Annotated in this window: 10 protein-coding genes; 8 read left to right on the forward strand and 2 right to left on the reverse strand. The window is 59.4% G+C overall.

The window, feature by feature from the left end; translation table 11 throughout:
• Nucleotides 1-54: 54 nt before the first annotated feature.
• Nucleotides 55-2,256: a N,N-dimethylformamidase beta subunit family domain-containing protein gene (locus tag MUY37_RS02730; RefSeq protein ID WP_499193883.1), complete on the forward strand. Its 2,202-nt coding sequence runs from the start codon at nt 55-57 to the stop codon at nt 2,254-2,256.
• Here MUY37_RS02730 and MUY37_RS02735 read toward each other — a convergent pair.
• Nucleotides 2,253-2,864 (reverse strand): TetR/AcrR family transcriptional regulator, encoded by a 612-nt coding sequence (locus tag MUY37_RS02735; protein ID WP_499193884.1) that lies wholly within the window; start codon nt 2,862-2,864, stop codon nt 2,253-2,255. The genes MUY37_RS02730 and MUY37_RS02735 overlap by 4 nt on opposite strands.
• A 217-nt stretch (nt 2,865-3,081) precedes the next feature.
• On the opposite strand from MUY37_RS02735, the gene MUY37_RS02740 reads away from it, so the two are divergent.
• The gene (locus MUY37_RS02740) at nt 3,082-5,409 is read left to right on the forward strand and encodes a TonB-dependent receptor (RefSeq protein WP_499193885.1); all 2,328 of its coding nucleotides are present in this window, start codon (nt 3,082-3,084) and stop codon (nt 5,407-5,409) included.
• 95 nt (nt 5,410-5,504) lie between these two features.
• Here the strand turns inward: MUY37_RS02740 and MUY37_RS02745 are convergent, their stop codons facing one another.
• Entirely contained in the window at nt 5,505-6,125 is a 621-nt protein-coding gene (locus MUY37_RS02745) for a TetR/AcrR family transcriptional regulator (RefSeq protein WP_499193886.1), read from the reverse strand.
• Nucleotides 6,126-6,276: 151 nt separating this feature from the next.
• Between MUY37_RS02745 and MUY37_RS02750 the strand changes: the two genes are divergently transcribed.
• The 6 genes from MUY37_RS02750 (at nt 6,277) to MUY37_RS02775 (ending at nt 12,544) form a co-directional block, all read left to right on the forward strand.
• A complete protein-coding gene (locus MUY37_RS02750; RefSeq protein WP_499193887.1) occupies nt 6,277-7,539 on the forward strand; it encodes a pyridoxal phosphate-dependent decarboxylase family protein in 1,263 nt (420 codons plus the stop codon).
• A gap of 24 nt (nt 7,540-7,563) precedes the next feature.
• The gene (locus tag MUY37_RS02755; protein WP_499193888.1) at nt 7,564-7,959 is read left to right on the forward strand and encodes a hypothetical protein; all 396 of its coding nucleotides are present in this window, start codon (nt 7,564-7,566) and stop codon (nt 7,957-7,959) included.
• A gap of 226 nt (nt 7,960-8,185) precedes the next feature.
• On the forward strand, nt 8,186-8,839 hold the full coding sequence (locus tag MUY37_RS02760) for a VOC family protein (RefSeq protein ID WP_499193889.1): 654 nt from the start codon (nt 8,186-8,188) through the stop codon (nt 8,837-8,839).
• Between the two features lie 3 nt (nt 8,840-8,842).
• Nucleotides 8,843-10,660, forward strand: coding sequence for an FAD-dependent monooxygenase (locus MUY37_RS02765; RefSeq protein ID WP_499193890.1), 1,818 nt, complete (start codon nt 8,843-8,845; stop codon nt 10,658-10,660).
• Between the two features lie 82 nt (nt 10,661-10,742).
• Nucleotides 10,743-11,414: a TetR/AcrR family transcriptional regulator gene (locus MUY37_RS02770; protein ID WP_499193891.1), complete on the forward strand. Its 672-nt coding sequence runs from the start codon at nt 10,743-10,745 to the stop codon at nt 11,412-11,414.
• A gap of 182 nt (nt 11,415-11,596) precedes the next feature.
• Nucleotides 11,597-12,544 (forward strand): fumarylacetoacetate hydrolase family protein, encoded by a 948-nt coding sequence (locus tag MUY37_RS02775; protein WP_499193892.1) that lies wholly within the window; start codon nt 11,597-11,599, stop codon nt 12,542-12,544.
• Nucleotides 12,545-12,589: the final 45 nt, after the last annotated feature.

Raw genomic sequence — 12,589 nt, forward strand, 5'->3', positions numbered from 1 at the left:
CACACCTTGCGATATGTAAGCAATACTTATGTTTTGTGGGATAGGTGCTAGGCAATGACAAAAACCATCGTGGGATATGCAAACCGTCTGTCAGTCCGGGCGGGGGATGAGATCGCGTTTCACGCATCCACTTACGGCTCCGGGGCGACCGATGTCAGCCTGGTCAGGTTGACCGGCTGCGATGATCCGGATGATGGCGGCATCTTCGAAGAGACCGAGATTCCCGCCGAATGGGCAGGCCAGATCGATGTGCCGCATCAGCCGATCTTTGCCGGTTCCCATGCGATTGCCGATGGGGTCCGCGTAATCGCCCGCGATGGCGGTATCCACCTTGCATTGTTCGTTTGGCAGAATGAGCATATCGGCCATCGCCAGTGCCTCGTCTCGATCGGAGCGGGCGAGAAGGGCCCGCGACTGGAGCTATATCTTGAGAACAAGATACCGCAGGTCGTTTGCGGGGATGTGATCGTGTCGGGCGAGACAATATCTGCCCGCCGCTGGACCTTGCTCCTGATTGATATCGACGGCGACGGGCAGGTGAAAATTCGCCAGAGCGCCGCACCGGAATACGGGCTTGAGACGGTGCAGGCCGGAGGTCCGCTGGGCGAGGGGTGGAACGAGTTTCGCAATGCGGCTGGCGCTATCGGCGGCGCATCGTCTTGCGAATGCTGGTTCGGCGCTGCCAATCGCGATGGCCGCCCGGCGCACGCCTTTGATGGCAAACTGGAGCAGCCGACATTGTTCGATCGCCCCTTGAGCGATGCCGAGGCCGGGCTGTACTGGAACACGATGCCGGGTGCACAATCCGCCCTGCCGTGCAACCATATCTGGGATTTCGGCAGCGATATTTCGAGCGCGGCTGCCGTGGACAGAGGACCGGCGCCGCGCCATTGCCGCATCGTCAACCTGCCGACGCGGGCTGTCTGTGGCCGCAAATGGGACGGTACGGTCCATGACTGGACCGTCGACAATTCGCATTATGGCGCCCTGCACTTTCACAGCAATGCGATTGCAGACGCCGAATGGGAGCCGTTCGCAACCTGGACGGTGCCGGCGGATCTCCCAAGCGGGCTCTATGCGGCGAAACTGGTTCAGGGGGAGAGCGACGATTACGTGCCGTTCTATATCCTGCCGCCGATAGGTGCGACGAAACCGGCAATCGCGTTTCTTGCGCCGACCGCGTCCTATCTCGCCTACGCCAATTTCTATATTCAGCCGCAATTCGCCCCGCTCTATCCGCAGATGCGCGAAGACACGGAAGGCGATGCCCTGCTATGCGCGCATCCCGAGTTCGGTGGCGGCCTTTACGACATGCACCCGGATGGCAGCGGCGTTCACTACTCGTCGCTGCACCGCCCGATCGTGAACTTCCGTCCCAAAGCGTCGAACTGGGCATTCACCGCCGATGGCGACATCATCGCCTGGCTGGAACAGACCGGTGACGCTTACGACACGATCACCGACGACGCGCTTCACCGTGAGGGTATCGACCTGCTCGACGGATATCAGGTCATCGTGACGGGGACCCATCCCGAATATTGGTCGACCGCGATGATGGAAGCGCTGGAAGCCTGGCTCGCGCGCGGCAGGCGGCTCATGTATATGGGCGGCAACGGCTTCTATTGGCGGATCGCCTTCGACCCCGATGGCACGGATTGCATCGAAGTCCGCCGGGCGGAGGATGGCACGCGCGCCTGGCTGGCGGAACCGGGTGAATATTATCATTCCTTCTCTGGCGAGCTTGGCGGCTTGTGGCGACGGCTTGGAAGAAATCCGCAGGCGCTTGTCGGCGTCGGATTTGCCGCGCAGGGTTTCGGGGGAAGCACCCATTACCGCCTGACCCAAGCTGCTGCCGATCCGCGTGCGGCCTTTATTCTCGACGGTGTCGAAAGCGAAGTGATCGGCGATTTCGGTGCGCATGGCGACGGTGCGGCCGGAGAGGAGATCGACCGCGCCGATTTTGCGCTCGGCACGCCTGCTCATGCTATTGTCGTTGCCTCTTCGGAAAATCACAACGCGCTGATGCTTCGCGCCAAGGAGGAACTGCTTCAAACAATGCCGCCTGGCATCGAAGATCCCGAGGTCCGTGCCGATATGGTGTTTTTCGAAACTGCCAGTGGCGGGGCGGTCTGGTCGACCGGCTCGATCGCCTGGGCGGGTAGTTTGGCGCATAATGGTTACGACAACAACGTCGCGCGCATCTCCGCGAACGTGCTGCGGCGTTTCGCCGAGGAGGAGCCCTTCCGGCTTCCCTAGTCGAACAATTGACCGAGTACCATCTCGCCGAAACGCTCGACCAGAAGATCGGATTCCTCCGGCGGGATGGCCAAGGCCATCCGAAAGGCGCTGCCCGACAGATGGCACATCATGAAGCACTCGATGCGTTTCGTCGGACTGGGCTCCCCGCCCAGTTCGACAAATCTCTCATACAGGTGATCGCCGCTTTCCCGGCTGTCCGCCAGATTGATCTCCTCGATCTCGCGATCCGCCTCGCAACCTGACAAGACGTCGCGCAGAACCGGCTCGTTTTGGAAACGCCTGAAAATACGCCATGTCATGCGGCGCATGGATTGCTCGAGGCTGGCGAGATCAGTCGCATCCATGGCTGACGTCGAAAGATCCTCGTTGAACTGCTGGAAGTACTCCTTAGCCAGCTTGGCCAGGATGGCCCGTTTGTTGGGAAAGTAGCGGTATACGGAACCGATCGGGACGTCCGCCTTGACCGCCACTTCGGTCAGCTTGAGCGCATCGCTTCCCCCTTCGTGGATTAGTTCGGTTGCTGCTTCAAGGATACGCCTGAATGTTTCGCGGCTGCGATCCTGTCTGGGCGTGGCTCTGACATGGAGTGGCCTGGCTTCCGTCATCCCCGCCCCATAGGCGGGCGCACTGCGGACAAACAAGTTTGACACCACATAACATGATGTTTACTTATGTTTCAAAACATGAGGAATCGTCATTTATGTGTCACTGGCTGCGGCTCCGCCTAGTGGGGGCTCGCCTGTCACGGACCATGCAGACGCAGGAATGTGCCGCGCAGACCCAATCAGAATGATCGCGCAACATAGCTTAGGGAGAGGATCAATGGACAAATCGTCAGTCGTACGGGGATCGAGCAGACTTCGCTCGCACCTCATTCTTGCACCGGTAATGATATCCGCACTGGCGGCTTCACCAGCTTTTGCCCAGGCAGAACAACCCGAGCCGCAATCAGTCGATTCGGCCGATGGCGAAGGTCCCGGTCTCAGCCCCAACACCATCATCGTGACCGCGCAAAGACGGGAACAGAATCCTCAGGACATCGGCGTCGCTATTACAACTCTGGGCGGTGAGGCCCTGACGAGCCTGGGCGTGACCGATAGCACCGACATTGATTCCCAGGTGCCCAATCTCGTTATCGATCCGATTGCCGGTTCGGGCACCCAGCCGGTCGTGTTCCTGAGGGGGGTCGGACTCAACGATTTCTCGTTGAATAATAGTGGCCCGGTCGGTCTCTATTTCGACGATATCTACCTCAGTTCGTTCAGCTCGCAGAACTTCCTCCTCTTCGATCTTCAGCGGGTCGAGGTTTTGCGCGGGCCGCAAGGGACACTGTATGGCAAGAACACGACTGGCGGGGCAATCAACTATATCTCCAACCGACCGACCGATTATCTCGACGGCTATGTTCAGGGCTCCATCGCGGAGTTCGGCGGTTACCAGATCGAAGGCGCCGTAGGCGGCCCGATTATGGAGGGTGTAAGTGCCCGTGTCGCCGTGGCCCGGCATTTCGCCGATGGATTTTTCGTCAACGAACTTACGGATACGCGTAGCAACGGGACCGATCTCTGGGCGGTCAGGGCCATGGTCGAACTGGAACCCTCGCCCGATGCGCGGATTCTCCTGCGCTTCCGGGCCGACATCAATGACACTCCGTTTTCGCAGTATGAACGCTATGAGACGATCGATCCGGCGACGGGCGGGGTGTGCTCGACCGATCAGTCGTTGGCAGGCGGATGCGTTGATGCGCTCGGCTATCGCGACACGACCGAGAGATTTCGAGGGAATTTTGACCGCGAGGAAAGTATCGATCGGGAGGTGTACGGCCTGTCGGTCAAGGGTGAGTTCGCACTTGGCGGCGTCGATCTGACTTCGATCACTTCTTATGAGGAGGGGCAAAATCTTTTGCCCGAGGACTCCGATGGCAGTCCGCTTCAGCTTCTTGCGATCACCGTCGGGGCAGAGACCGAAACGTTCACGCAGGAACTGCGTCTGTCCGGCGAAACCGACCGCTTGAACTGGATCGTTGGCGGCTACTATCTCGACGAACGCACGCAACAGGACCAGACTGCCGACCTGTTCCGGGAATTGCGCCCGGTCGTGGCATCCCTCGCGCCTAACACCAATCCGAGCGGCTTCGATCCGTTCGGTACGGTTCTGGGAGCGCCAATATCCTTCACGCGCCATAAAAACCAACAGGACTCGCGATCACTGGCCGCGTTCGCAAGGGCGGAGTTCGCTCTTACCGATCAACTGACGCTGATCGGGGGCTTGCGCTATACGAAGGAAGAGCGCGATTTCCGCTCCAAAGTGAACTTCGAGGAGCCGACGTTCAGCCTGCCGCTTTATGAGGCCGACCTGTCCTATTCGGACGACGATATTTCCGGTAACATCGCGATCAATTACCAGCCAAACCCCGATTTGCTGCTCTACGCCAGCTATTCCAAGGGCTTCAAGAGCGGCGGCTTCAATGGCGGCTTCCTCTTCAATGCCGCAGAATTGGGCCCGTTCGATTCGGAGCAGCTCCATGCCTATGAGGCGGGCGCGAAATGGACGCTTCCCGGATACATCGGCTATCTCAATCTGGCGTCGTTCTACTACGACTATTCCGACCTTCAGGTGTTCACCCTCGTCAACACGGGCAGCGTCCCCGCAACGGTTCTGGACAATGCAGCAAATGCCGAGATTTACGGCGCCGAAGCAGAACTGTTCCTCAGCCCCGTCGACAATCTGAATGCCACATTCTCATTGGGGTATCTGGAAAGCGAACTGGTCGATTTCGTCAGTGCCGGCGTCAGCCAGGCCGGTAACCGGCTCCCGCGTACACCCAAGATCACATTCAGCGGTGCCGTTTCCTACAAAGCCGAACTGTCGGAGCAGGTATTCCTGCGCCCGAGTGTCAACTTCACTTACACCGACCATCACTTTTTCCTGACCGAGAACCAGCCTCTTGCAGCGCAGGATGCCTTCTGGCTGGTGAATGGTGAGTTGACCCTTGGTTCCGATGACGGTTGGCAACTCGTCGGGTTCGTCAAGAATCTGTTCGACGTCGACTACAATGTGAACGTCAATGACCTTTCCGATCTCGGATTTTATCAGGTCGTCGTAGGCGCGCCGCAGACTTTCGGCGTCAGAGCCCGCTTCGAATTCTAGGAGGTCGCCGACCGATATGGCGGCCCCGATCTCTCAGCCCAGCCAGCCTGCAGCAAAGCGCCGTCGGGCTGGCTGGGAACTGCGAGTAACGACTGTCACAGGGCCACGCCGAAGATGATTTCCCTGGCTTCGGCAATGAGTTTTTCGCCCTCGCTCTGATCCAGCGTCACTGCGGTGCGGATGGCGAATGCGCTCATCCCGAGCAGAAGGAGGATCCGTTTACGGACCCGCTCGGCGTCGGCGTCGGATGCAAACCGCATGTAGGTGTGCGTCAACAGCAAGGCCAGACGTTCGTCGTCCTTCTGGTTCAGCTGTTGCAGATTGCGATCGGCTTCCATCATCGCCCACAATTCACGCAGAAAAGTCGCGTCGCCGCTGTTGCGATGAGCGGCCACGAACGCGTCGGCGAACATTGCTCTGACGTCTTCAGCGCTCGCGCATTGTGCGGCTGCTTTCTCGACGCGATCGTAATTCTCGTCGAACTCGCGCAAAGCCAATCTCGCAATGACGGCGTTCTTCGACGGGAAGAACTGATAGACGGTCGCGACGTTGACACCGGCTTCCTTGGCGACGTTGTTGAGGTTGAGGGAATACACGCCGTCCCGTTCGATCGCCTTGCGGCTGAACTCCATAATCTTTTCGACACGGCGTCGACTGCGATCCTGCAAAGGTCTGCGCCCCAGAATCTTCTCGTCCCAATTCTCCTCAGCAATCAACGTCATAGCTTTCCCTTCGCTTCGAGCATGACACCTCCCGACCCGTAAAAATAGAGTGTTGACGTTTAATATAATAAAATATTATGTTATGCACCAGCTAGCGCGCACTATGGTCGGTCATGCAGCGCGGCAATTATGAGAGAGGGCTCCTGTGAAGCAACATATCGAAGATACAAGCCGCGCCTATTTCCCCGCCAAGGGATCGCAGTGGAGCGAGGTCAAGCAGCGTCTGGCGGCGTTCAAGGACCGCGACATCGGTCAGAAAGAGGGGCGGCTCAACGTCTATTGCCATCAGGGTACGCCGGAACTGCAGACGATCCGCGACGAAGCCTATACCATGTTCTCTCATGGCAACGCGATGCTAGGCGGTTTCATGGAGGGCAGCGGCACGATGGAGGCGGAAGTCCTCCGCATGGCGCTGGAGATCCTGAATGGCGCGGAAGAGGGGGTCGGCTTCATCACCACCGGGGGGACGGAAAGCATATTCTGTGCTATGCATGCTGCGCGTGAATGGGCTTTGGTCAATCGTCCTGTGCCCGGCACACCGGAAATCATCGCACCCTATTCGGCGCATGCGGCTTTTGACAAGGCCTGTCACTTTCTGGGCATGAACATCGTACGCGTGGCGCTGCGGGAAGATTTTTATGCCGATGTCGCCGCGATGGAAGAGGCCGTCACCGAAAATACGATTGCGATCATGGGCTCCGCGCCCTGCTGGCCTTATGGCCTGATCGACCCGATCACGGACATCGCGGCGGTGGCGATGCGCCACAATTTGTGGATGCATGTCGATGCCTGCGTCGGCGGTTACATCAATCCCTGGCTGGAGCGGCTGGGTTATGACATTCCGACATTCGACTTTCGTGTGCCGGGTGTCCGCTCCATGTCGGCCGATCTGCACAAGCACGGTTATGCGGCGAAGCCCTGCTCCACGGTTCTCTTCAGCTCGAAAGAGGCGGAAACCTACCACTATGTGCCGGTCGATAACTGGCCGATCGGGGAATACCGAACCGCGGGCATGGTGGGTAGCCGGCCGACCGGTTCCATCGCCACCGCATGGGCGGTGATGAAGGTGCTGGGCGAAGAGGGCTATGTGGAGATGGCCCGGCAATGCATGGCGGTGAGAGCGCGGCTGGTTGAAGGCATCGAGAAGATCGAAGACCTCAAATGCCTTAAGAACGACGCCACGATGATCTACTTCCGCTCGGAAACGCTCGACATGATGACGATCATGGGCGGCCTGTCCGATCGAGGGTATTTCCCGTTCGGCGTTTTCAATCCGCCGATGCTGCAATTGGTCCCCGAACCGGTCCCCGACGACGTGATCGAGGATTATCTGAAAACGCTTCAGGAGGTCGTCACCGGGGTCAAGAATGGCACCATCACGTCGACCGCCCTCGCGCGCTACACCTGACAGCCGGACGAGGGAGATAAGCCCATGTTGTTTAGACTGGTCATCTGGCTCCTCAGCCAGCAGATAGGCAAGCTGATGCGCAGCGACCCGGATTTTCGCTATGCCGTGCGCGAGAAGAATCTGGTGCTTCAATTCGCCCTGCAGAATGGCGAGGCCGTTCGCTATCTGGATTTCGACAGGGGCGTTTACCGGACCTCCGTCGGCTGGCACGAGGCGGCCCGGCAGGGCAATGCCGTCAGCTACAAGGGCAAGCGGGTTGCCACCTTTTCCTTCGCGTCGGCGTGGACGGGTCTGATGCTGCTCATCAAGGGATCGAAGGACAGCGGCGTGATGCTTGCCGCAATGCGCGAAAAGACACTGATCGTGAAGGGCGACTTCACCCTGTTCATATGGTTCGGGTGGCTGGCAGATCAGCTCTAGGCGTCAGCCCTCGACGCGTCCGGCGTCCAGCCCGGTGATGGCCCTTCTTTAGAAGCGTCGTTCTCACACCTTTCGTCACCAGAAAAGCGACCGACCAGGCCGGGCATTCCCGGCCTGGTCGGCGTGCGCGTATCCTGGATATCAGCGCAAAAATGCAATTTTTTATGGATTCATAAATTCGAGTCACTATGTGGGGTCGTGAAGCAACTCGACGGGCCATTGAATCATGCTGCAAGACACTCCCCAAAGCCGAAAAACGGGCGATGCCATCCGGCCGGCCTTCCTCGCCCACATCGTGCTGCGCACCGGGCAGTCCCAGGCGATGATCGATTGGTATAAGACGGTCCTCAATGCCTCGATCGTTCACGCCAACGAACAGGTGACCTTCCTGACCTATGACGAGGAGCATCATCGCATTGCCATCGCGCAGATGCCGGTGCTCGGTAAACGCGCAAAGTCCCGGGCGGGGGTGGATCATATCGCGTTCACTTACGCGAACCTGGCCGATCTGCTGTCCCATTACGCCAATCTCAGGGCTATCGGCATCGAACCGATCTGGTCGATCAACCATGGTCCGACCACATCGCTTTATTACGAGGATCCGGACGGCAACGTGCTGGAGCTGCAGGTCGATAATTTCTCCACTCCCGAAGCGATCGCCGAGTGGATGGAGGGCGGGGATTTCAACCAGAATCCGATCGGTGTCGATTTCGATCCCGCCGACATGAAGCGTCGCCTGGATGCGGGCGAGGACATCGGCAAACTGACGGCCCGTCCGCAGATTGGCGAACGCAGCGCCAGTAGCATCCCGGCAGCCTATCTCGGGCAATTTGCCAGCCTTGCCATCCGCGCGGCCAAGGCCCTTGGTGCAAAGGTCTAGCAGATGGTTGCGCAACAGAAATCGACGACGCCTTCGATCACCGTGGTCGGCTCCGGGCCGGTCGGGGCCTCGCAGGCCCTGCTGCTGGCTCGCGCCGGATTGCGCGTGACACTGGTCGAACGCAAGGGCGCACCGACGAAGCATCCGGCTGCGCATATTCTGAACGGCAGGGCCATGGAAATCTGGGAAACGATCGACCCGGATCTACCGCGTCGGATCACCCGCGCCGGTTGCCCGATCGGCACGATGCCTGACGTCAGCTGGCGGCACTCGCTCCTTGGCCGGACCTTCGGCTCCGTCCGGATTTACGATCATCCGAACATGCGCGAACGCGCGCAAAGCCAGAGCCATTGGGAAACCGTGCATCTTGGGCAGCACGTCCTCGAACCGATGCTCTGGGAAATGGTGCGTGCAGAACCGCTCATCGATTTCCGCACCGGTGCATCATGCACCCAGGTATCGCAGAGCGAGAGCAAAGTGCTCGCGATGGTGGATCGAAACGGTGCCACCACCGCAATCGAAAGCGACTATCTCATTTCGGCAGAAGGGGCGGCATCGCGCATTCGCGACGCCTTGGGAATCGCGATGGACGGGCCGGTCCTGGCAGAAATGTCCAGCGTCTTCTTCAACTGCACCTTGCCGGATGGTGCGGAACTGCCCTCATCGGTCCTGACCTGGATCATCAACGAAGACATTATCGGCCCGGTCATCCATCACGGCGATGGCGATTATATCCTGATGACCAACTATCTGCCCGCTTTCCAGCCGGTTGGGGAGATGGATGACGACTGGTGGAGACCGCGTATCGAGGCTGCGATCGGCGCGGCAGCTGAAGTAACGATCAAGTCACGCGGTGTTTGGACCATGACGTCCCAGATTGCCGAGCGCTATCGTCAGGGACGCATTTTCCTGATCGGCGACGCGGCGCACCGTTTCCCGCCGACCGGAGGATATGGTCTGAACACCGGCGTCGGCGATGCGCATAACCTCGCCTGGAAGCTGGCGACTGTCCTGATCGATGGCGTTTCTCCCGATCTTCTGGATAGCTACGAGGTCGAACGCCAGCCCGTGGCCAGATTGGCAGCACAGCAGAGCGTGGACAACTTCTACAAGATGGATCTGGTGACGCGCCATATCGGTATCGATGGCAATGGCCCGATGCGGCTCGAAGAAGCGCTGCAAAAAGCGCCAATGGCGTGGCTTCCGCACCGGTTCCGCAAGGGAATGGCGAGGAGAGCGATCGCATCCAAGATCAGGAATGCCGCCCGCAAGCTCGACCCATCCTCCGCCAACTATGCTGACCTCGTCCGCAGGGTGGGCGAGGATATCGACAAACAGGCCGCGCATTTCATGGCCCGGGGTGTCGAGTTCGGATTCACCTATGACGAGGGGATTGTGCTGCCGGAGCGGAGCCCGAAGCCGATACGGGGGGATGGGATTCGCGAATATGAGCCGTCCACCTGGCCCGGTGGCCGCCTGCCTCTCGCAGGGCTGCAAGGCGGTGCTGCCGGGTCGACCACGCTGGACGTGCTTGCGAGCCGCGCGCTCTCGCTCCTCACCCTGCCCGAGCATGCCGCGCGCTGGGAGAAGCTGGTCAGCGGTACGACGCTGTTCGGCCTTCCGATCGAGGTCGTTCCCTGCAATCTGGAAGCTGCAGGCCAATGGCAAACGACGTTCGATCTCGAGCCGGGCGGGGCGGTCATCGTGCGTCCCGATGGCCACGTGGTGTGGCGCACGCGAGGCGGCGATGCTGCGGCGGAGTGGCAGACGCTCTCGAGCCAGGCAGGTTTCCAACACATCAGGCCTGCCATAACGGCTTGAGCCCGACCGCTCCGATTTACACCCGAGCAAGGGCGAAGGGCTGGAGGTTTGCGGCGCCTGTAAGAGGTCCTATAGCCGCGACATGATGAAGCCAGTACAAGATGCGCAAGTCGGCCGGGATCGGCGAAAAGGGGCCGCTATTCCCAAGGTCAGCGGAGACAAGGAGCCGGGGATCCGGGATCGGATACTCGCCGCCGCTCTCGATCTCTTCTCCCGTCACGGTTTCGATGGCACTTCCTTGAGCGCAATTGCCAAGCAGGCTGGGGTGGCCCAGCCCCATCCCTACTACTATTTCAAGGACAAGACGGCCCTGTGGGAGGCGGCGGTCGCCCCGTCGTTCGATGCGGTGCTGCGAGAGGTACGGGAAGGTGACGACCTCAAGGACCTGAACGACCACGACCGTTTTCGTGTCCGGTTGCGGCGGATCATCCAAGCCTCGATCGACAATATCACAATGATGAAGATCTACCTTCAGGAAAGCGCTTCGCCTGGCCCGCGCCTCGACTACATTGTGGACGCCTATCTCAAGCCTATCCATGCCACGCTGGAAGCAGAAATCCACTCGGCCGCGCGCCGCAGCGATGCCAATCCGGCCTTCATTTTGGCCAGCGCGGTGGGCGCGGTGCATTTCTTTTTCGGAACGTCCGATCTGCTGAACCGCTTGCACGGCCTGAAAGTGGCCGAGGATGATACGCGGAACGCATTCGTCGATTTCGTCGTGGATCAGGTGCTGCACGCGACAATGCGGTGTTAATCCCCCGACGGACTGCATGAAGGCGCGTCGGGCCATAATGGGCTCGACCTCCGGCTTTTATGAAATAATAAAATTTATTGATTTAGTTATCAAACAATGGGAGAGGTGCTGCCGCTCCTCGAATCCGGAATCCGTCGTTGACGGCATCGAAAGGGGTGCGACAGGCAACGGAAGGAATCGCAATGAAGTTCGTAACTTTCCGGGTTCCAGATGGGCAGGCGAAACCGGGGCTCGTGATGGCGGGGGAATGCGAGGTCCTCGATCTGCTCGCCGCCAGCGACGGGGAAATCGCCACCATATTGCAAGTGGTCGAAGGCGGCGAACCCATGCTGAGCAGAATACGCGATTTGGCTGCCAGCCCGGATAAGCAGTATATCGTCGCCCTCGACGGACTGCGATTGGAAGCGCCGCTGCGCCCCGTTCAGCTGCGATCCTTCAGCGTCTATGCCCTGCATCTCGAACGTTCGTTTCGGGCCGTGGCGAAGCATCACTGGAGCACGCTGAAATCGCTGGTCTTCAAAATGGCGGTCAAAATCCCGCCCAAGCAGTTCTTCGAGCGGCCCGTCTATTACAAAGGCACAGTGACCAATATCGCCGGTCCGCACGACGATATCATTCGCCCTCCCTATGGCGAGAAGCTGGACTACGAACTCGAACTGGCGGTCATAATCGGCAAGAAGGGCAAAGCCATTTCGCGAGCCGACGCTTACGATCATGTCTTCGGTTATCTGATATACAACGACGTGAGTGCCCGCGAACAGCTCTTCGACGAGGTCGGCCCCATGTCGGCGGGGCCTGCCAAGGGCAAGGATTTCGACAACAGCAATATTATCGGTCCATGGCTGGTCACGAGTGATGAAGTTCCGGACCCGATGAATTTGAAAGCCCGCGTGCTGGTGAATGGCGAAGTGCGCGGAGAATCCTCGACCAGTATGATGTCGCATTCGATCGCCGACATCATTGCTTATACATCGACGGGTGAGACTCTTTACCCCGGCGAGATGATAGCGACCGGGGCAATGCCCTATTGCTGCGGGATCGAAGACTGGCGCTTCCTGAGCGATGGGGATGAGGTGGAATTGCAGATCGACGGCATTGGCCGGATGAAAAATCGGGTGGTGCCCAGCTGATCGACCGCGCAACCCGTCGATAGCGACATTGCGGACCCTACTCTT

The sequence above is a fragment of the Qipengyuania sp. ABI-127-1 genome (assembly GCA_022953095.1).
Taxonomy (GTDB): Bacteria; Pseudomonadota; Alphaproteobacteria; order Sphingomonadales; family Sphingomonadaceae; genus Qipengyuania.

Bases quoted from the DNA above. Each gene is read 5' to 3' on its own strand.
- MUY37_RS02775 (WP_499193892.1), top strand. From the start codon at position 11,597: ATGAAGTTCGTAACTTTCCGGGTTCCAGATGGGCAGGCGAAACCGGGG.
- MUY37_RS02760 (WP_499193889.1), top strand. From the start codon at position 8,186: ATGCTGCAAGACACTCCCCAAAGCCGAAAAACGGGCGATGCCATCCGG.
- MUY37_RS02755 (WP_499193888.1), top strand. From the start codon at position 7,564: ATGTTGTTTAGACTGGTCATCTGGCTCCTCAGCCAGCAGATAGGCAAG.
- MUY37_RS02765 (WP_499193890.1), top strand. From the start codon at position 8,843: ATGGTTGCGCAACAGAAATCGACGACGCCTTCGATCACCGTGGTCGGC.
- MUY37_RS02740 (WP_499193885.1), top strand. From the start codon at position 3,082: ATGGACAAATCGTCAGTCGTACGGGGATCGAGCAGACTTCGCTCGCAC.
- MUY37_RS02735 (WP_499193884.1), bottom strand. From the start codon at position 2,864: ATGACGGAAGCCAGGCCACTCCATGTCAGAGCCACGCCCAGACAGGAT.
- MUY37_RS02730 (WP_499193883.1), top strand. From the start codon at position 55: ATGACAAAAACCATCGTGGGATATGCAAACCGTCTGTCAGTCCGGGCG.
- MUY37_RS02770 (WP_499193891.1), top strand. From the start codon at position 10,743: ATGATGAAGCCAGTACAAGATGCGCAAGTCGGCCGGGATCGGCGAAAA.